Below are 18,608 nucleotides of genomic sequence, written 5' to 3' on the forward strand. Positions count from 1 at the left end.
CAAAAGACATCGCAGGCCCTCCGTCCCAGACAGGTCGAAAGGCCTTGAATCACATCCATAAACTCCGGGGAATCACTTTCGGGCATCCCATAGCCTTGTGGGAGAGGGTGGCACGCCGCGCAGCGGCGAGACGGGTGAGGGGTCTCTCTCCGCGAGAGCATCGCTCACGATTTGAATTCGCGGAGAGAAACCCCTCACCCGTCTCGCCGCTGCGCTTCGCACCACCAGCACTGTGCTCGTGGCTTTACGCCGCCTTCGCAGCACTCCCACCGGGCAGGCCCGCCCGCGCCACGCCGCCGTAGAGCTGCTCGTTCGGCATCTCCTCACGCAGAATCTTGCGGACCGCGATCAGCTGCTCCAAATCAATCCCCGTCGCAAAGCCTTTGCTCTCGCAGAGGAACACGAGGTCCTCGAACACGACATTGCCGGTCGCACCGGGCGCGAACGGGCAACCGCCGAGGCCGCCGAGCGAGCCGTCGAGGATGCGCACGCCCTCGTCCAGCGCAGCCGCGGCGTTGGCGATGCCCATGCCGCGGGTGTCATGGAGATGGATGCAGATCGGCTTTGCGCCGGCGAGCTTGACTGCGGCGCGCGACAATTCACCCACCTGCTTCGGTCCGGCATAGCCGACAGTGTCGGCGATCGCGACGAAATCGACGCCGGCCTCAAGGCATTTGTCGACCAGGCGCAGCACCTCTTTCGGATCGACCGCGCCGGTGATCGAGCAGCCCAGCGCCATCGAGATCGCGGCGTTCACGAGCGGCCTGTGGGCGCTGGCGTCGCGCATCCCGCAGAGACGCCTCACATTGGCGATCGCGGAGTCGCGTGAGCGATGTGTGTTGGCCTGGCTGTGCTCTTCGGTCGCCGAGACCACGGAGGCGATCTCGCCGACGCCGGATTCCAGCGCCTCGTTGACCCCGCGCTCGTTGAGCGCAAGCGCGATGCCGTGGGCACCGGGCAGACCTGCCACCGTTCCGATCACATCGCGAACGTCGACAAATTGCGGAAACGTCTTTTCCGGCAGGAACGAGCCGACCTCGAAATGACGCACGCCGGCGGCATATTCCTCGCGCAGCCAGCGCTGCTTGGCCTCGGTGGACGGAAACTGTTTCACGAGCTGGAGCCCATCGCGCAAGCCGACTTCGCGCAAGCTGACGCGATCCGCGGGGTAAATTGTCTCGATCCGGCTCATGCGCGCCTCCCAGCGGCTTTTGACGTGACGTCGTTGTTGTCGATCTCGGCGCGAACGGCCGACGTGTCGACACCGAGCGGCGCGACCTTCAGGCCTTCGCCGATGTGGCTGCCGTTCCACTCGACCGGTAGCGCCGGCACGCGGAACGGCTTGCCGTCGGCATTGATGTTGTTGACGAGACCGCCCGGCCGCAGCACATGCGGATCGGTCAAGAGATCCTCGGGACGGTTGATAGGCGAAAAGCAGATGTTGAGCGCGTCGAGCCTTTGCGACAGCTCTCCGACATTCCGCTGCCGAATGATCTCCGCGACACGCGGAATGATCCGCGACCGCGCCAGGATGCGGTCGGTCGTGGTGCGCAAGGCCGGATCATCAAGGAATTCCGCAAGGCCGAACTCGCGGCAAAAGCTTTGCCAGTGACCTTCGGTGACGACGCCGATGAAGATGCGCCCGCCGTCTGCGGCATCGAAGATGTCGTAGATCGGCCAGGCATGCTCGCGCTCCGGCATCGAGCGCGGCTTGTTGCCGGTCATCTCGTAGTCGACCATATGCTGGGCGACCAGGAAGAGGCAGTTCTCGAACAGGCCGATACGGATGTCAGCGCCGTCGCGCTTGCCCCCGCGCTTCTGATAGAGCGCGGCCAAAATCGCGATAACGCCGAACATGCCGCCCATGATGTCGTTGGCGGAGGAGCCGACGCGCTGCGGCTTCTCTTTCGTGCCGGTCATGGCGGCGAGCCCCGACATCATCTGCACCACCTCGTCGAGCGCGGGCCGATGCTCGTAGGGCCCGGACAGAAAACCCTTGTGGCCGGCGACGATCAGATGCGGATGAAGGCGGCGCAACTCCTCGGCATTCAGCCCCTGCTTCTCGAGCTGACCATCGCGGAAATTTTCCAGGAACACGTCGGCCGTCTCGAGCAGCCGGTGCATGGTGTCGCGGTCAGCAGGGATCGCTAGATCCAGCACGACGCTGCGCTTGCCACGGTTGAACAGCGGAAAGAACGCTGTCCCCATGCCGCCAAGCGTGCGGGTCTTGTCGCCGGCGGGCGGCTCGACCTTGATCACCTCGGCACCGAATTGCGCGAGGATCATGCCGCAGGTCGGGCCCATGACCATGTGGGTCATCTCGACGACCCGCACGCCCTCAAGCGGCAATCCGGCCTCAATCATGCGTCTCTCCCTGTTCTTCGCCGCGAAAACTAGGCCTTCACAAGCCTTCTGAAAAATATAATCTATCGAAGATTGCCTTCGTGCTTATAGAACGCTTCGCCATGGATTCACGCCAGCTCCGCTATTTCATCGCTGTCTACGAGCAGCGGAACCTGTCGCGCGCGGCCGACCAGGTCAGCGTCGCCCAGTCCGCGCTCAGCCATCATATCTCGAACCTGGAGGCCGAGTTCGCAACACGCTTGTTCGAGCGCAAGCCGCGCGGAATGGAACCGACGGCGGCGGGCGAGCGGCTCTACGAACATGCCCGCATCATCCTGCGCGCGATGACCGAGGCCGAGACCGAGGTGCGTGAGGGCGCGCGCGTCATCGCCGGCAATATCTCGATCGGCATGGCCAATTCCGCCGTCAAGGCGATCGGCGTGGCCCTGATGCGTACCGTGCTCTCCCAATATCCCAAGCTGAAGCTGTCGCTCACCGAAAGCATGTCCGGCGCGACGCTGATGCATCTGATGGCGTCCAACGTCGATTTGGCGCTGGTCTACAATCCACCGTCGGAGAAGGAGCTGATCGCCGAACCGGTGCTGGAAGAGGAGATGTTCTGTGTCGGCATTCCGAAGCTGGTGGGCAGGAGCAAGGCCCCGATCCGGTTCGAGGAGCTGAGCAGATTGCCGCTGATCCTGTTGCGCTACGGCCTCTCCTCGCGCGCGCTGCTGGATGATCCGGTGCTGCTCAAGCGCCTGGAGGCGAACGCTATCCTGCACGCCAACTCGATCACCGGCATGACCGGCGCGCTGGTGGAGGGGCTCGGCTGTGCCATCGCCACAAAGCTGTTCGCGCGGGAGGAGCTGGACGCCGGCCGCCTGGTCGCGCGCGAGGTGGTCGCGCCAAAACTGATCCGCACGCTGTATCTGTGCCGCCTGCGCAACCGCCCGATGACCTATGCGATGGAAGAGATGAGCCGCCTGATGCTCGCCCTGATCGCCGAGCAGGTCCGCAGCGGCGGCTGGCAGGCGACGTTGGTGGGGTAGAGCGGCGGCGCTGCTGTCCCCTCTCGCTGTTCTTACGGGGAGCACGCGGGGAGAGGCGAAGAACACGCGAGTTCGAAAATATAGAACGCTTCGATCGATATGTTCGTCTGGATTTCTGGCTTCGGCCGGCCAACATGGCGCGGTCCGGCAAGACTCGCGAGAAAAGACAGAGATGAGCCGCCGGGAACCGCGCGCGATCCGCGCGCCACGGGGAGGACATCATGAGCGTTGTCGGCATCGACACAGGCTTTGAGCTCGGCACTGCACCATCTGGACCGGACGAGATCTCGCGACGGCTCGAGGCGATGCCGGCGACGGGCTATGTCTGGCGCCTCGTCATCCTGCTCTCGCTCGGCGGCTGCTTCGAGGTCTACGATCTGTTCCTGACCGGCTACATCGCGCCGGGGCTGAGCCGCAGCGGATTGCTCTCGACGACGACCACGGCCTTCTTCGGCTTCTCCGGCATCGGCGCCTTCGTCGCCGCGACCTTCGCCGGCCTGTTCGTCGGCACCTTCTTCCTCGGCTTCCTCGCCGACCGTTTTGGCCGCCGCGCAATTTTCACCTACGCGCTGCTCGGCTACACCGCAGCGTCCGTGATCATGGCCTGCCAGGCTTCCTCGGAAGGCCTGCTGTTCTGGCGCTTCCTCGCCGGCATCGGCATCGGCGTCGAGGTTATCACCATCGACGCTTACATCACCGAACTGGTGCCGAGCCGGGTGCGCGGGCGCGCCTTTGCGGTCAACCAGTCGATCATGTTCGTTGCCGTGCCGGTCGTCGCCTTTGTCGCCTGGTGGCTGGTGCCGCTCGCGCCCTACGGTGTCGAGGGCTGGCGCTGGGTGGTGCTGATCGGCGCCGCCGCCAGCATGATTAGCTGGGTGGTAAGACTGTTCGTGCCCGAGAGTCCGCTCTGGCTCGCGCGTCATGGCCGCACCGAGGAGGCGTTCAGGATTCTCGCGACGCTGGAAGCCAGGGGCGGGGCCGCCGCGCCGGGCCCCTCAGCCTTGCTCGCGCGGCCGGCGGCGCAAACAGCCGCGCGCATCAACTTCGCCGATCTGTTCCGTCCGCCCTATCTGTCGCTCGTCATCCTCTTCATGGTGTTCAACCTGTGCCAGGCCTTCGGCTTCTATGGCTTCGCCAATTGGGTGCCGACGCTGCTGGTCGAGAAGGGCATCACCATCACCAAGAGCCTGCAATATTCCTTCATCATCGCCTTCGCCTATCCGATCGCACCGCTGCTGGCCGCAAGCTTCGCCGACCGATACGAACGCCGATGGATCATCGCCGGTGCCTGCATCGCCATCATCGCCTTCGGCTTGGCGTTCGCGCAATTGACCGAGCCTGGACTGCTGATCGTCTGCGGCGTGCTGCTGACGGCCTGCAACACGACGATGTCCTACGCCTATCATGCCTACCAGACCGAGGTGTTTCCGACCCAGATCCGTGCGCGGGCGTCCGGCCTCGTCTATTCCATGAGCCGGCTGAGCGCGACGTTCTCCGGATTCATCGTCGCCTACATGCTGAAGGAGGCCGGCGTCGTCGGCGTGTTCGGCCTGATCACCGTGGCAATGCTGATCGTGGTGATCGCGATGGCGCTGTTCGGCCCCAACGTGCGCGGCAAGGCGCTGGACACGATGTGACTCCGGTGGCTCGCGATCCGCAACGTCTCCGACCCGCAGATCAAGGCTGAGGCACGCTGAAGCAGCAGGAGCAGGTGGCCGCCCGGATCTACAAGGGGTTCGGCCGCTGGAGCACGGTCTGCAGCGCCATCACGTGTTGGGCGAGTATCGTGGCGGAGCCATAAGCCGCGGCCGCCCACCGGTCAGCCTCTCTTGCCGAAGCGACCCGGGGTGTCTACCTCTCGCGGGTGGTTTCGTGAGAGGTTCCCATGCTGGATGCCGCCGTCAAGGCGCTGTCGCAAATGATATCGCCGCCGATGCGCTCGATCCTGTGGCGGTCGATCGGGCTTGCACTGGTGCTGATCGTCGTGCTGGCGATCGGGTTGCAGCGGCTGCTGAGCTGGTTCGCGACCTATGGCGAGGTCTGGCTGGAAGGCCTGCTCGGGCCGAGCTGGCACTCGTCGCTGGAGGTGCTCGCCTGGATCATCTCGATTGCGGCCGGTCTTGGCGTCGTGTTCGGCAGTGTATTTCTAATGCCCGCCATCACCTCACTGGTTGCGAGCCTGTTCGTCGACGACGTCGCCGACGTCGTCGAGCGCGAATATTATCCCGCCGAGCGGCCGGGCACCGCGCTGCCGTTCAACCAGGCGATCCTCGAGGGCATCAAGACCGCGCTGCTGACGATCGTGGTCTATCTGATCGCGCTGCCGTTCGTGTTCCTGGCCGGCGCCGGCTTCCTGATCTTCTTCCTCGCCGCCGCCTGGCTCTTGGGCCGCGAATATTTCGAGCTCGCAGCAATGCGCTTCCGCTCACCGGAAGACGCCAAGGCAATGCGGCGCGACAATGCCGCGACGATATTCACCGCAGGCCTCTTCATCGCGGCCTTCGTCTCGATCCCGGTCGTCAACCTGGCGACGCCGATCTTCGGCATGGCCTTCATGGTCCACATGCACAAGCGCCTGTCCGGGTCGCGGCCCGAGCTGATCGAGCCCGCGCGGCAGACACGGTGACGAAGATTACGCGACCTTCACCCCGCACTTTCGCAGCAGCATCTTGGCGAAGCCGAACGGCGCCGGGGTGAACGGGCCCGGCGGCGCGCGGGTGATCAGGGCGATGAAGCCGAGCGCGGCCATGGCCAACCAGAAACAGAGCCAGAAGCCGTCGATATAGGCGAGCACATTGGCCTCGCGCGCGACGAAGCTCGCGAGCGTGCCGACCGCGCGCGCCGACGCCGAGCCGGCACCGTGGGCGGCGAAGTGATCGGCAAGCTGCTTCAGCGCGCGCACCACGTTGACGTCGCCGATTTCGAGGTTCTGGCCGAGATAGAAGGAATGGATCTGCTCGCGGACGCGCAGCCACGTTCCCATCAGCGCCACACCGATCTCGGCGCCGCCCAGCCGCATGATCTGGATATAGGCGGCAAACGAGGTCGCGCGGCTCGGATCGGAATTGGACAACGCGATGATGATGAGCGGCAGCAGCGTCGTCGACTGGCCGACGGCCTGCAGCAGGACGATGCCGACAAAATCCTCGCGCGCCCAGTCATGAGTAAGCTGGGTGCCCCAGAGATTGGCGGCCGCGAAGCAGGCAAATCCCACTACCGTCACCGCACGCGCATCGAAATGGCGGAGCAGCCAGATCGAAACAGGCACCAGCACGAACATCGGCAGCGCGCCATAGCTGAGCAGCAACAGCCCGCTCTGCTCCGGCCTGAGCAGAACGACGTTGCCGAGGAAGTTCGGCACCAGCGACGAGTTGGAGAGCGAGGTCAGCGTGTAGAGCAGGATCACCACCAGTGACAGCCCGATATTGCGCGAGAACAGCACGTTCACATGCGCCCAGGGCTGCCGCACCAGCGACTCGTTGAGGAGGAAAGCTACGAACAGCACGCCGCCGCCCACAAGCAACGCCATCACCGTGCCGGAGCCGAGCCAGTCCAGGCGATTGCCCTGATCGAGGCCGGCATAGATCATCCCGACGGAAGCGCCGAGCAGCAGCATGCCGCCCCAATCGGCCTCGCGCAGCAGCGCGCGATTGACCGGCTCGTTCGGCGTGCCCAGATAGACCATCAGGCCCATCAGCGGCGCGATCAGGACGCTCTGCCAATACAGCCACTGCCAGCCGAGATGATCGACATAGAAGCCGACCAGCGAGGTCGATGAGTCCAAGGCAAAGCCGACGCGGATCGAATAAAGCGCGATCGCCGGCAGCCACCAGCGGATCGGCAGATTGCGGAACACGATCATCAGCGTCGCCGGCACGAAGGTGCCGAGCAGCAGGCCATGCACGACGCTGAGCGCGATCAGGGTCGGATAATCGCGCACGAAGGGAACGATCAGCGAAACGACGGCATAGACAAGACTCGGGATGCCGAGCACGCGGCGCAGGCCAAACACGGTCGCAAGCCACGCCACCGCGGGTGCGATGAAGATCTGCGAGCCGATGCCGGCGGTGGAGAGCCAGGCGCCCTCGTCGAAGGTAAGCCCGAATGCGCCGCGCAGATCGGGCAGGCCGACCGTGGTCAGCCGGCTGTCGAAATTGGCCAGGAACGAGCCGAGCAGGACGGCCGCGACCGCGAACAGCGGCTGCGCCGCAATGCTGCCGCGCGAGACCGGTCCACGGCCGGCGTCGTCATTTCCCGCCATTCGCGTCCTTCGTGTCGATGCTGGTCACGACGGACATGCCCGGCACGAGCCGCGCCAGCAAGGGCTGATTGTCGTCGAACTGGATGCGCACGGGAATGCGCTGCACGACCTTGGTGAAATTGCCGGTCGCATTATCAGGCGGCAGCAGCGCGACCTGCGCACCGGTCGCGGGTGCGATACGCTCGACCTTTCCGCGCAGCTTCTCGCGTGGGAAACTGTCGACGGTGATCTCGACCGGCTGGCCCGGAGCGACGTGCGTGAGCTGGGTCTCCTTGTAATTCGCGATCACATAGACCTGTGGCAGCGGCACCACGTTGATGAGGTTGGTCCCGATGTTGACGTAGTCGCCGGGCTGCACCTGGCGCTCACCGACGACGCCGTCGAACGGCGCGGTGATCCTGGTGTAGCCGAGCTTGAGCTTGACGCTTGCTAGCGTCGCCTTGGTGGCGTCGAGATCGGCGGCGCGTTGCTTCTTGGTGCCTTGCAGGACCTCGAGCTGATGCTGCTGGGCCGCGATCACCGCGCGGCTCGCGCGCACATCGGCCTGCGCCTTGGCGAGGCCCGCGACCGCCTGCTCAAGCCGCTGCCGCGTGCCGGCTTCGGACTGCGACAGCGATTGCTGGCGCTCCTGCTCCTGCTTGGCTTCGACCTCGAGCGCCTCTGCCGACAGGCGCGAAGCCTCGGCCTGGGCGATCGTCGCATATTGCAGCTCGATCTGGTTGGCGAGATTGTCGAGCACGGCTTGCGCGGCGGCCACGGCCGCCTCGGACTGCGCGACCTGGGCCTGGTAATCGGCGGGATCGATCTGGATCAGGAGGTCGCCGGCCTTGACGCGCTGGAAGTCGGTCACGGCGACAGTCAGCACCTCGCCGGAGACGCGGCTTGCAAGCCGCGTCAGCTCGGCGCGCACATAGGCGTCATTGGTAGTCTGGACCACGGCATTGCCGACCCATTCGTCGAACCGCAACGTCGCCAGCGCGACGAAGGCGAGCGCAACGATCACGGCAAGCAGCGGGATCGCGAGCCGGCTCCAGAGCGAGCTCGCCGGCCGCTGCGTCGGTTTGGGCGGCGGAGCCGGTGTGGCGGTCGGCGACGGCGAAACTTGTTCCTGCTGACTCACGATGGTCCCCCAAAACCCCTTTGCCCGAGCGCCATGCTCACACCGTCTTCTCCGGCCACCGGCAGAGATCGTTGATCAGGCATACCTCGCAGCGCGGTTTTCGCGCGAGGCAAGTATAGCGGCCGTGCAGGATCAGCCAATGATGGGCATGCAGCATGAATTCGGCCGGGATCACCTTTTGGAGACCAAGCTCGACCTCGAGCGGCGTCTTGCCGGGCGCCAGCGCGGTGCGATTGCCGACGCGAAAAACATGCGTGTCGACCGCCATGGTGTGCTCGCCGAAGGCCATGTTGAGCACGACGTTCGCGGTCTTGCGTCCCGCGCCCGGCAGCGATTCGATCTCGGCACGCGTGCGCGGCACCTCGCCGCCGAAATCGCTGAGCACCTTTGCGGACAACGCGATCACGTTCCTGGCCTTGGTGCGGTAGAGGCCGATAGTCTTGATGTAGTCGCGCAGGCGTTCTTCGCCGAGATCGAGCATCTTCTGCGGCGTATCCGCGACCGCGAACAATGCGCGTGTCGCCTTGTTGACCCCGGCATCGGTCGCCTGCGCCGACAGCACCACGGCGACAAGCAGCGTGAACGGATTGAGGTGCTCGAGCTCGCCCTTCGGCTCCGGGTTGGCTTTGCGGAAACGGCTGAAGACCTCGTGGATCTCCGCGGGCGTCCAGGGTTTGATAGAATTGGGCTTTATCGCCTTGAGCGATTTTTTGGCCGGCGCCGATTTCTTCGCGGAAGGCGATTTTTTGGCGGAAGGCTTGGGCTTCGCGCTGGCTGCCTTTGCCTTTTTCTTCGGCACCGCCGTTTTGCGCGGGGCCGGCTTGCGGGTGATTTTCGCCATGATCGGGATATACTGAGGGACGATGAGCACAGGCAACGAAATTGAGCGCCAAGATCTTGAAGGTCATGCCGAGCAGCAGATCTTCTCCGCGCTGCTGACGCCGCATCGCTCGCTGAACCGCACCGGCTTTCTCGCCGTGATGCTGTTCCTGAGCGTCGTCAGCTTCGTCACCGGCATCGTGTTCCTGATGAAGGGCGCCTGGCCGGTGTTCGGCTTTTTCGGCCTCGACGTCCTGGTGATCTGGTGGGCCTTCAAGGTCAATTTCCGCACCGCGCGAGCGCGCGAGGAGATCACGGTCACGACCACCGAAATGCGCGTCCGGCGCGTCAGCCATCGCGGCCGGGTTGCAGAATGGACTTTCAATCCGCTCTGGGTCCGCCTCGACATGGAAATGGACGAGGATTTTGGCATCGAGCACCTCTACCTGATCTCGCGCGGCCACCAGATCCAGATCGCCCGTTTCCTGGGACCGGACGAAAAGGCAAGTTTCTACAAAGGCTTGGTTGAGGCGCTGAATGCTGCCAAGCGCGGCCCGACCTACAATCCGGTCATCTGATCGCAGTCGGAAATCGGGTGGTTTAGTACCCCTGGCGCGCTTACATTTCCGGTCATGATGACACTCGCCATACATGACCAGCGCCTGGCCAGGCCGGGCTCCCAGAACGCCGCGCTGCGCGACTACGATTCGGTGCGCCGGGCGATCGCCTTCATCTCGGAGAACTGGCGCGCGCAGCCGGCCATCGAGGCAATGGCGGATGCAGCCGGCGTCACGCCGGATGAGCTGCACCATCTGTTCCGCCGCTGGGCCTCGATCACGCCGAAGGCCTTTATGCAGGCGCTCACCCTCGACCACGCCAAGGGGTTGCTGCGGGACTCCGCGAGCATCCTCGACGCCGCGCTCGACTCAGGCCTCTCGGGGCCGGGCCGGCTGCACGATCTCTTCGTCACCCACGAAGCGATGTCGCCGGGCGAATGGAAGAACGGCGGCGCGGGCCTCACCTTGCGCTACGGCTTCCACCCCTCGCCGTTCGGCACCGCGATCGTGATCGCCACCGATCGCGGTCTGTCAGGTCTCGCCTTCGCCGACCCCGGCGAAGAGAAGATCGCACTCGCCGACATGACGCGACGATGGCGAAACGCAACCTATGTCGAGGATCACGAAGGCACCGCACCGCTCGCGCAGCGCATCTTCGACACGAAACTCTGGCGGCCGGATCAGCCGCTGCGCGTAGTCATGATCGGCACCGATTTCGAGGTGCGGGTGTGGGAGACGCTGTTGAAGATCCCGATGGGACGCGCGGTGTCCTATTCCGACATCGCCTGCAACATCAACAATCCGAAGGCGTCGCGCGCCGTCGGCGCAGCCGTCGGCAAGAACCCGGTCTCATTCGTCGTGCCCTGCCACCGCGCGCTCGGCAAGAGCGGCACGCTCACCGGCTACCACTGGGGCATCACCCGCAAGCAGGCGATGCTGGGCTGGGAAGCCGGGCAGCTGGGGATGCAGTGATTTTTCTCCCTCGCCCCGCTTGCGGGGAGAGGGTTGGGGTGAGGGGGAGTCTCCGCGGGGACGGTGACAGTCGGACTCGCGGAGAGTCCCCCTCACCCGGATTGCATCGAAGATGCAATCCGGCCTCTCCCCGCACGCGGGGAGAGGCGAAGAAGCTCAGCCCGCCAGATCCAGCTTCGACTCCACCGTCGAATCCGCGTTGAGGCGATAGATGATCGGCACGCCGGTGGCGAGCTCGCGCTTCAAGATGCCTTCGGGCGACAGCTTCTCCAGCACCATGATCAGAGCGCGCAGCGAGTTGCCGTGAGCGGCAACAAGCGTGCGCTTGCCGTTGAGCACGCCGGGCAGGATTTCCTGCACATAATACGGCAGCGCCCGCGCCAGCGTGTCCTTCAGGCTTTCGCCGCCGGGCGGCGGCACGTCGTAGGAGCGGCGCCAGATCAGCACCTGATCCTCGCCCCATTTCTTGCGCGCGTCGTCCTTGTTGAGGCCGGAGAGATCGCCGTAGTCGCGCTCGTTCAGGGCGAGGTCCTTCGAGGTCGGCAAGCCCGTCTGGCCGAGCTCGCCGAGAATGAGATCGAGCGTGTGCTGTGCGCGCGTGAGCACCGAGGTGTAGGCAACATCGAACACGAGGCCCTGCACCTTCAGCTTGCGGCCGGCTTCCGAGGCCTCCTTCACACCGAGCTCGGTGAGATCAGGATCCTTCCAGCCGGTGAACAGGTTCTTCAGATTCCATTCGCTCTGGCCGTGCCGCACCAGCACGAGAAGACGTTCGCTCATTGACTAGTTCCGTTGCTTGCTTTGCTCAGATGTCTGAAAGGCCGAGCACGTCGGCCATGGAGTAGTGCCCCGGCTTCTTGCCATGCGCCCACAGCGCCGCCTTCAGCGCGCCGTGCGCGAACAGCATGCGGTCCTCGGCGAGATGCGACAGCGTCAGGCGCTCGAACGGGCCGAGGAAGGTCACGCTGTGCTCGCCGGCGACGGTGCCGCCGCGCAAGGAGGCAAAGCCGATCGCGCCCGGCTTGCGCGCGCCGGTGATGCCGTCGCGGCCGCGTTCCGCATTGTCCTCGAGCGAGATGCCGCGGCCGGCCGCTGCAGCCTGGCCCAGCATCAGCGCGGTGCCGGAGGGCGCATCGATCTTCATGCGGTGATGGGCTTCGACGATCTCGATGTCAAAATTCTCGTCGAGCGCCTTGGCGACGCGCTTGACCACGGCGGCGAGTAGATTGACGCCCAGGCTCATATTGCCCGATTGCACCACGACCGCGCGGTTGGTGACGCTCCTGATCACGGCATTATCGGAATTGGAAAGCCCCGTGGTGCCGATGACATGGACGAGCCCGCGCTCGGCTGCGATTGCGACATTGGCGATGGTGGCCGCCGGCACGGTGAAATCCAGAATGCCGTCGGCCTCCTTCGACATCGCCCAGAGATCGGCGGACACCGTGATGCCGTTGGCGGGCAAGCCGGCGAGCACGCCGGCATCCTTGCCGAGCAACTCCGAGCCAGGCGCCTCCAGGGCGCCAGCCAGCACCGCGCCTTTGCTCTCGGAAATCGCCCGCGTCAGCGCACGGCCCATCCGGCCGCCGGCTCCAGCAACAATCAAGCGCATGTCTGACATGGTGTGATCCTCTCAGGGCCGTTGTAGCGGCGGGATGCAGTTCCGGCAACCGAAGCCCACCAGCACGCGGCGCGCTCCTACCCTCCCCTGGAGGGTAGGAAAGAGAAGATCGAACCTCAACCGTCCGACGGCTGTGGGCCGTCATAGCCCTCGATGATGATGAGGTCGGCGATCGCGTGCGGCTGGCGCACCTTGATGTTGGCCTGGTATTCCGGCGAGTTGTAGCAGGCGATCGCAGTCTCGTAGTCCGGGAATTCGATCACGACGTTGCGGGTCCGGCTGGCACCTTCGACCGTGGTGAACTTGCCGGCGCGGACGACGAAGCGGCCGCCCCATTTTTTGAAGATGGGACCGTTGGCGACGGCGTAGGGCTTGTAGCCCTCGTCATTGCTCACGTCGACGCGCCCGATCCAGTAGCCTTTTGCCATTGTTCTTCTCCTTGGTTGCTCGTCAGCCGAGCGCCTGCGCGACCTCGGCGTGGATGGCGTCTGCGACTGCCTTGGGGTCCGTGGCTTCCACCACCGGCCGCCCGACGACGAGATAATCGGCGCCGGCGACAATCGCGCGACCGGGCGTCATGATGCGCTTCTGGTCGCCGGTTGCCGAACCCGCCGGGCGGATACCGGGGGTGACGAGATGCATCTGGTGGCCGACGATCTTGCGCAAGGCTCCGACTTCCTCGGGCGAGGACACCAGCCCATCGACGCCGAGCACCTGCGCCTGCTGCGCGCGCGCTTCGACGAGCTCGGAGACGCCGAGCCGGTAGCCGGCCGCGTGCAGATCGTCCTCATTGTACGAGGTCAGCACCGTGACGGCGAGGATCTTCAGGCGCGACGTGCCGCGGCCTTCGACGGCGCCCTTCATGGTCTGCGGATAGGCGTGCACGGTGAGGAAGGTCGCACCCAGCCTGGCGACACTCTCGACACCGCGCGTCACCGTGTTGCCGATGTCGTGCAGCTTGAGATCGGCAAACACCTTCTTGCCCTTGTCGGCGAGCTTGCCGATCAGCGGCAGGCCGCCGGCATAAGCGAGCTGATAGCCGATCTTGTAGAACGTGACGCTGTCGCCAAGCCTTGCGATCATCGCTTCCGCGGCATCAACGCTCGGCAGATCGAGCGCAACGATCAGGCGGTCCTTCTGGGCGATTTCGGCTGGCGTCATGTCACCTCACATCATGTGTTGGGAAATGTCGATCAACTGCCGCACCAACTCCTTCAACGAAGCGATATCGCCCTCGTCCTTCAACCTGTCCATATCGTCATAGGCCTGGTCGGCAAAGGCGAGCGTGAGCTGGCTGGCGATCACATTGGCGTGGCAGGAGGTCAGGATCAGCCGCAACGCCTGTAGCGCGCGCGCCGCACCGAGCCGGCTCTGTGAAGCACCGGCAAGCGCAAAGGCGCGGTTGCGGAACACTTCGCCGCGCGCCTCGTGGAGCTCATGCACGCGGCTCACCCAGTCGATCGCATTCTTCAGCAGCGGCGGCACCGAGGCGTTGTATTCGGGCGAGACGAACAGCACGCCATGATGCGCGCCGATCATGCGCTTGAGATTGATCGCATGCTTGGGCACGCCGGATTTGGCCTGGAGATCGCCGTCGTAAATCGGCAGCGGAAAATCGGCGAGCGAGATGCGCGTGACGTCAACGCCGGCCCGGGCGAATTCATACGCGGCGACCGCCGCCAGCTTCGCATTGTGCGAGCCGGTGCGGAGCGAGCCGGGAATGACCAGGATTTTCGGGGCTGACATCCGATCCAATACGTTCGGCGAAACGAGCCCGCCGCGCATTAGAGGAAGCCGGCGGAATTAGTCCTTGCGATACACCCAGACGCGGGCCGGCGGAAGGTTCATCCAGATCCGTTCCGAGGCCTCCGTGGTCACGCCGGGCAGCGATTTCGGGATCGGTGGCACCACCGCATAGGTGAACTGGACGAAGGGCGCGCCGGGCGCGAGCGCCGTGAAGGCGTCGCGAATGAGCCGCAGCCGCGTCAGCATCGGTTTTGTGACCAGCGGCAGGCCGGAGACCACCGCGCTAGCCGGCGCGCTCAGTACGTTCCAGAGCGTGTCGCGGAGGCGATAGGCATCGCCCTGCACCACCTTGGCCTGCGGATAGCGGTCGCGCAAAAGCGCGCAGAAGCCGGGATTGTATTCGACGAGGACGAGGCGCTTCTGGTCGACGCCGCGCTCGACCAGTGCCGAGGTGATGGCGCCCGTGCCGGGCCCGAGCTCGACCACCGGAGCATCCGAATTGACATCGACGTAATGAGCCATGGTTCGGGCGAGAAGTTTGCCCGACGGCATCACCGCGCCCATGTGGAGGGGCTTTTCGATCCACGACCTCAGAAAGCGCACCTCGTCGTCAAGACGAGGCTTCTTCAACGCACGCGCGGACGACGGCAATGGCATGTCTGGACCGGACGGGACGAGACCGCGTGACCGCGGCGTGTCAGAAAATGGTCACAAAGAGGTATAGGCCGAAGGCGATACGGTCAAGACGGCTCAACTCGCCCGATTACCGAAGAAATCCTTGACCTTGGTAAAGAAGCCCTCGGATTCCGGCTGGGTGTTGCCGGAGGAGAGCTTGTCGAACTCGGCCAGCAATTCCTGCTGCTTCCTGGTGAGGTTCTGCGGGGTCTCGACCACGACCTGAACGTACATGTCGCCCATCTGGCGTGAGCGCAGCACCGGCATGCCCTTTGATGCAATGCGGAATCGGCGGGCGGACTGGGTTCCGGCGGGGACCTTCACCTTGGCCTTGCCCTTGTCGATGGTCGGCACCTCGAATTCACCGCCAAGCGCCGCGGTCACCATCGAGATCGGCACGCGACAATGCAGATCGGCGCCGTCGCGCTGGAAAAACTGGTGCTGGGCCAGCGACAGGAAGATGTAGAGATCGCCGGGCGGGCCGCCGCGGACGCCGGCCTCGCCTTCGCCGGCGAGCCTGATCCTGGTGCCGTCCTCGACGCCCTGGGGGATGTTGACCGACAGATTCCGCTCGCGGGTGACGCGACCCTGGCCCGAGCAGGACGGGCAGGCGTCCTCGATCATCTGGCCGCGGCCCTGGCAGCCGGGGCAGGTGCGCTCGAGAGTGAAGAAGCCCTGCGACTGCCGCACGCGGCCGGCACCGCCGCAGGTCGAGCAGATCTTGGGCTTGGTGCCCGCCTTGGCGCCGATGCCCGAGCAGGCCTCGCAGGTGACCGAGACCGGAATCTCGATCTGCGCGGTCTTGCCGCCAAAGGCTTCCTCGAGAGTGATTTCCATGTTGTAGCGCAGGTCGGCGCCACGCTCGCGGCCGCCGCGGCCGCGCTGTCCGGCCATGCCGAACAGATCTTCGAAAATATCGGAGAACGAGGAGGCGAAGCCCGCACCGAAACCGGCACCGCCGCCGCCGGGACCGCCCTGCTCGAAGGCGGCATGGCCGAAACGGTCATAGGCCGCGCGCTTGTCCTTGTCCTTCAGGACCTCGTAGGCCTCGTTGATCTCCTTGAACTTGACCTCACTGGTGTCATCCCCGGGATTGCGGTCGGGGTGAAACTTCATCGCCAGCTTGCGGAACGACGACTTCAACCTGGATTCGTCGGCGTCACGTTCGACTTCGAGGGTTTCGTAATAGCAGCGCTTGGCGGACGTGGACATGTTCAACTCGGTCTATCCAATCGCGATTCAAGTCGGGGCGAAGCAACGTCGCCACGTGACGATATAGGCAGCCTTCCGCCTTGCGGCAGAGGACTGCATGGCAACGTCGAGAATAACGGCTAGGAATTGATCGATCGTCACGGGCGCTCGTCCCGTCGAGCCCGACACGACGGCCTCCCCCTTGAGAGGGGAGGCCTGTGCAGCGTGTGGGGTCCAAGCCGTCCGCATCATACCCTCTCGGGCTTATGCAGACTTCTTGTTGTTCTTGTCGTCGTCGACCTCGGTGAATTCCGCGTCGACGACGTCGTCCTTGGCCGCATCCCTCTTGGCGTCGGCCTCGGCCTGCTGCGTGTACATGGCCTCACCGAGCTTCATCGAAGCCTGGGCCAGCGTGTTGGTCTTGGTCTTGATCGCCTCGGCATCGCTGCCCTTCAGCGCTTCCTTGAGGTCGCTGACGGCATCCTCGATGGCGCGGCGCTCGGTCTCGCCGACCTTCGAACCGTGCTCGGCCAGTGCCTTCTCGGTGGAGTGCACCAGCGCGTCGGCGTGGTTCTTGGCGTCGACCGCCTCGCGGCGCTGCTTGTCGGCCGCGGCATTGGCCTCGGCGTCCTTGACCATCTTGTCGATGTCGGCTTCCGACAGGCCACCGGAGGCCTGAATGCGGATCTGCTGTTCCTTGGCGGTCGCCTTGTCCTTGGCCGAAACGTTGACGATGCCGTTGGCGTCGATGTCGAAGGTCACCTCGATCTGCGGCATGCCGCGCGGAGCCGGCGGAATACCCATCAGGTCGAACTGGCCGAGCATCTTGTTGTCGGCCGCCATTTCACGCTCGCCCTGGAAGACGCGGATGGTGACCGCGTTCTGGTTGTCCTCGGCGGTCGAGAACACCTGGCTCTTCTTGGTCGGGATCGTGGTGTTGCGATCGATGATGCGGGTGAACACGCCGCCCAGCGTCTCGATGCCCAGCGACAGCGGGGTCACGTCGAGCAGCAGCACGTCCTTGACGTCGCCCTGGAGCACGCCGGCCTGGATCGCGGCACCGATCGCCACGACCTCGTCCGGATTGACGCCCTTGTGCGGCTCCTTGCCGAACAGCTGCTTCACGACTTCCTGGACCTTCGGCATGCGCGACATGCCGCCGACCAGAACGACTTCACCGATCTCGCCGGCGGTGACGCCGGCGTCCTTCAGCGCCTTGCGGCAGGGCTCGACGGTCTTCTGGACGAGGTCGTCGACCAGCGCTTCGAACTTGGCGCGGGTGAGCTTCATCGTCAGATGCTTCGGGCCGGTCTGGTCCGCGGTGATGAAGGGCAGGTTGATCTCGGTCTGCGTCGTCGACGACAGCTCGATCTTGGCCTTTTCAGCGGCTTCCTTCAGGCGCTGCAACGCGAGCTTGTCGTTGCGCAGGTTGATGCCCTGCTCCTTCTGGAACTCGTCGGCCAGATAGCCCACGAGGCGCATATCGAAATCTTCGCCGCCGAGGAAGGTGTCGCCGTTGGTCGACTTCACCTCGAACACGCCGTCGCCGATCTCGAGAATGGAAATATCGAACGTGCCGCCGCCGAGGTCGTACACGGCGATCGTGCCGGTCTTGGTCTTGTCCAGACCATAGGCCAGCGCAGCCGCGGTCGGCTCGTTGATGATGCGCAGCACTTCAAGGCCCGCGATCTTGCCGGCGTCCTTGGTCGCCTGGCGCTGGGCGTCGTTGAAGTAGGCGGGAACGGTGATGACCGCCTGGTCGACCTTCTGGCCGAGATGGGCTTCCGCGGTCTCCTTCATCTTCTGCAAGATGAACGCCGAGACCTGCGAGGGCGAGTAGGTCTGGCCGTCGGCCTCGACCCAGGCGTCGCCGTTGGAAGCCTTCACGATCTTGTACGGAACGAGCTTCTTGTCCTTCTCGACCATCGGGTCGTCGTAGCGGCGGCCGATGAGGCGCTTCACTGCGAAGAACGTACGCTCTGGATTGGTAACGGCCTGGCGCTTGGCAGGCTGGCCGACGAGGCGCTCACCGTCGTCCGTCACGGCGACGATCGAAGGCGTCGTGCGCATGCCTTCGGAATTCTCGATGACTTTGGCGTTCTTGCCATCCATTACGGCGACGCACGAATTCGTGGTGCCGAGGTCGATCCCAATGACCTTTCCCATGGTCCTGATATCCTTGTTTTTGCGGCAGGTTGGCTGGGCCCAGAAGGCACCCGAACCGAAACCCCCTAAGATCAAACATTCGCGATAT

At 64.7% G+C, this 18,608-nt stretch carries 18 protein-coding genes; 5 read left to right on the forward strand and 13 right to left on the reverse strand.

The annotated features are described in order from the left end of the window. Positions 1–244: 244 nt before the first annotated feature. Entirely contained in the window at positions 245–1,192 is a 948-nt protein-coding gene (locus ABIC09_RS33950) for a hydroxymethylglutaryl-CoA lyase (protein WP_148752695.1), read from the reverse strand. Beyond that, positions 1,189–2,364, reverse strand: a complete 1,176-nt coding sequence (locus ABIC09_RS33955; RefSeq protein WP_354111988.1) for a CoA transferase — start codon at positions 2,362–2,364, stop codon at positions 1,189–1,191. The genes ABIC09_RS33950 and ABIC09_RS33955 overlap by 4 nt, the downstream gene beginning before the upstream one ends. A gap of 101 nt (positions 2,365–2,465) precedes the next feature. On the opposite strand from ABIC09_RS33955, the gene ABIC09_RS33960 reads away from it, so the two are divergent. From ABIC09_RS33960 to ABIC09_RS33970, 3 genes are all read left to right on the forward strand, one after another. After that, positions 2,466–3,392 (forward strand): LysR family transcriptional regulator, encoded by a 927-nt coding sequence (locus ABIC09_RS33960; RefSeq protein WP_148752697.1) that lies wholly within the window; start codon positions 2,466–2,468, stop codon positions 3,390–3,392. A 221-nt stretch (positions 3,393–3,613) separates the two neighbouring features. Next, on the forward strand, positions 3,614–5,029 hold the full coding sequence (locus tag ABIC09_RS33965) for an MFS transporter (RefSeq protein WP_354111989.1): 1,416 nt from the start codon (positions 3,614–3,616) through the stop codon (positions 5,027–5,029). A gap of 248 nt (positions 5,030–5,277) precedes the next feature. Next, on the forward strand, positions 5,278–6,018 hold the full coding sequence (locus tag ABIC09_RS33970) for a sulfate transporter family protein (protein WP_354111990.1): 741 nt from the start codon (positions 5,278–5,280) through the stop codon (positions 6,016–6,018). 6 nt (positions 6,019–6,024) lie between these two features. Here the strand turns inward: ABIC09_RS33970 and ABIC09_RS33975 are convergent, their stop codons facing one another. Genes ABIC09_RS33975 through nth form a run of 3 tightly spaced genes read right to left on the reverse strand, consistent with a single transcriptional unit; the run spans position 6,025 to position 9,614 of the window. Continuing rightward, a complete protein-coding gene (locus ABIC09_RS33975) occupies positions 6,025–7,653 on the reverse strand; it encodes an MFS transporter (RefSeq protein WP_354111991.1) in 1,629 nt (542 codons plus the stop codon). Beyond that, positions 7,640–8,773, reverse strand: coding sequence for an HlyD family secretion protein (locus ABIC09_RS33980; protein ID WP_354111992.1), 1,134 nt, complete (start codon positions 8,771–8,773; stop codon positions 7,640–7,642). The genes ABIC09_RS33975 and ABIC09_RS33980 overlap by 14 nt, the downstream gene beginning before the upstream one ends. A 37-nt stretch (positions 8,774–8,810) precedes the next feature. Continuing rightward, entirely contained in the window at positions 8,811–9,614 is an 804-nt protein-coding gene (nth, locus tag ABIC09_RS33985) for an endonuclease III (protein ID WP_354111993.1), read from the reverse strand. 22 nt (positions 9,615–9,636) lie between these two features. On the opposite strand from nth, the gene ABIC09_RS33990 reads away from it, so the two are divergent. After that, positions 9,637–10,170: a DUF2244 domain-containing protein gene (locus ABIC09_RS33990; protein ID WP_354031252.1), complete on the forward strand. Its 534-nt coding sequence runs from the start codon at positions 9,637–9,639 to the stop codon at positions 10,168–10,170. Between the two features lie 54 nt (positions 10,171–10,224). Next, positions 10,225–11,121, forward strand: a complete 897-nt coding sequence (locus ABIC09_RS33995) for a methylated-DNA--[protein]-cysteine S-methyltransferase (protein ID WP_148752703.1) — start codon at positions 10,225–10,227, stop codon at positions 11,119–11,121. Between the two features lie 156 nt (positions 11,122–11,277). On the opposite strand, the gene ABIC09_RS34000 is transcribed toward ABIC09_RS33995, so the two are convergent. From ABIC09_RS34000 to dnaK, 8 genes are all read right to left on the reverse strand, one after another. Further along, positions 11,278–11,901, reverse strand: a complete 624-nt coding sequence (locus ABIC09_RS34000; protein ID WP_354111994.1) for a 2,3-bisphosphoglycerate-dependent phosphoglycerate mutase — start codon at positions 11,899–11,901, stop codon at positions 11,278–11,280. A 25-nt stretch (positions 11,902–11,926) separates the two neighbouring features. Next, positions 11,927–12,742, reverse strand: coding sequence for a 4-hydroxy-tetrahydrodipicolinate reductase (gene dapB / locus ABIC09_RS34005; RefSeq protein WP_148752705.1), 816 nt, complete (start codon positions 12,740–12,742; stop codon positions 11,927–11,929). Between the two features lie 116 nt (positions 12,743–12,858). Then, positions 12,859–13,170, reverse strand: coding sequence for a DUF1330 domain-containing protein (locus ABIC09_RS34010; RefSeq protein ID WP_354031250.1), 312 nt, complete (start codon positions 13,168–13,170; stop codon positions 12,859–12,861). Between the two features lie 22 nt (positions 13,171–13,192). Then, positions 13,193–13,903, reverse strand: coding sequence for an orotidine-5'-phosphate decarboxylase (gene pyrF / locus ABIC09_RS34015; protein ID WP_354111995.1), 711 nt, complete (start codon positions 13,901–13,903; stop codon positions 13,193–13,195). A gap of 6 nt (positions 13,904–13,909) precedes the next feature. After that, positions 13,910–14,488, reverse strand: coding sequence for an NADPH-dependent FMN reductase (locus ABIC09_RS34020; RefSeq protein ID WP_354031248.1), 579 nt, complete (start codon positions 14,486–14,488; stop codon positions 13,910–13,912). Between the two features lie 57 nt (positions 14,489–14,545). Further along, a complete protein-coding gene (locus ABIC09_RS34025; RefSeq protein ID WP_148752709.1) occupies positions 14,546–15,145 on the reverse strand; it encodes a class I SAM-dependent methyltransferase in 600 nt (199 codons plus the stop codon). A 93-nt stretch (positions 15,146–15,238) separates the two neighbouring features. After that, a complete protein-coding gene (gene dnaJ, locus ABIC09_RS34030; RefSeq protein WP_148752710.1) occupies positions 15,239–16,375 on the reverse strand; it encodes a molecular chaperone DnaJ in 1,137 nt (378 codons plus the stop codon). A 243-nt stretch (positions 16,376–16,618) separates the two neighbouring features. Next, positions 16,619–18,520 carry a molecular chaperone DnaK gene (gene dnaK / locus ABIC09_RS34035; protein WP_148752711.1) on the reverse strand — a complete coding sequence of 634 codons (1,902 nt, stop codon included), beginning with the start codon at positions 18,518–18,520 and terminating at the stop codon, positions 16,619–16,621. Between the last annotated feature and the right edge of the window lie 88 nt (positions 18,521–18,608).

Origin of the sequence: Bradyrhizobium sp. S3.12.5, from assembly GCF_040548225.1 — a bacterium.
Classification (GTDB): Bacteria; Pseudomonadota; Alphaproteobacteria; order Rhizobiales; family Xanthobacteraceae; genus Bradyrhizobium; species Bradyrhizobium cytisi.

Bases quoted from the DNA above. Each gene is read 5' to 3' on its own strand.
- ABIC09_RS34000 (WP_354111994.1), bottom strand. From the start codon at position 11,901: ATGAGCGAACGTCTTCTCGTGCTGGTGCGGCACGGCCAGAGCGAATGG.
- ABIC09_RS33975 (WP_354111991.1), bottom strand. From the start codon at position 7,653: ATGGCGGGAAATGACGACGCCGGCCGTGGACCGGTCTCGCGCGGCAGC.
- ABIC09_RS33995 (WP_148752703.1), top strand. From the start codon at position 10,225: ATGATGACACTCGCCATACATGACCAGCGCCTGGCCAGGCCGGGCTCC.
- ABIC09_RS34010 (WP_354031250.1), bottom strand. From the start codon at position 13,170: ATGGCAAAAGGCTACTGGATCGGGCGCGTCGACGTGAGCAATGACGAG.
- ABIC09_RS33990 (WP_354031252.1), top strand. From the start codon at position 9,637: ATGAGCACAGGCAACGAAATTGAGCGCCAAGATCTTGAAGGTCATGCC.
- dnaJ (WP_148752710.1), bottom strand. From the start codon at position 16,375: ATGTCCACGTCCGCCAAGCGCTGCTATTACGAAACCCTCGAAGTCGAA.
- ABIC09_RS34025 (WP_148752709.1), bottom strand. From the start codon at position 15,145: ATGCCATTGCCGTCGTCCGCGCGTGCGTTGAAGAAGCCTCGTCTTGAC.
- ABIC09_RS33970 (WP_354111990.1), top strand. From the start codon at position 5,278: ATGCTGGATGCCGCCGTCAAGGCGCTGTCGCAAATGATATCGCCGCCG.
- ABIC09_RS33950 (WP_148752695.1), bottom strand. From the start codon at position 1,192: ATGAGCCGGATCGAGACAATTTACCCCGCGGATCGCGTCAGCTTGCGC.
- ABIC09_RS33960 (WP_148752697.1), top strand. From the start codon at position 2,466: ATGGATTCACGCCAGCTCCGCTATTTCATCGCTGTCTACGAGCAGCGG.
- dnaK (WP_148752711.1), bottom strand. From the start codon at position 18,520: ATGGGAAAGGTCATTGGGATCGACCTCGGCACCACGAATTCGTGCGTC.
- ABIC09_RS33965 (WP_354111989.1), top strand. From the start codon at position 3,614: ATGAGCGTTGTCGGCATCGACACAGGCTTTGAGCTCGGCACTGCACCA.
- dapB (WP_148752705.1), bottom strand. From the start codon at position 12,742: ATGTCAGACATGCGCTTGATTGTTGCTGGAGCCGGCGGCCGGATGGGC.
- ABIC09_RS34020 (WP_354031248.1), bottom strand. From the start codon at position 14,488: ATGTCAGCCCCGAAAATCCTGGTCATTCCCGGCTCGCTCCGCACCGGC.
- pyrF (WP_354111995.1), bottom strand. From the start codon at position 13,903: ATGACGCCAGCCGAAATCGCCCAGAAGGACCGCCTGATCGTTGCGCTC.
- ABIC09_RS33955 (WP_354111988.1), bottom strand. From the start codon at position 2,364: ATGATTGAGGCCGGATTGCCGCTTGAGGGCGTGCGGGTCGTCGAGATG.
- nth (WP_354111993.1), bottom strand. From the start codon at position 9,614: ATGGCGAAAATCACCCGCAAGCCGGCCCCGCGCAAAACGGCGGTGCCG.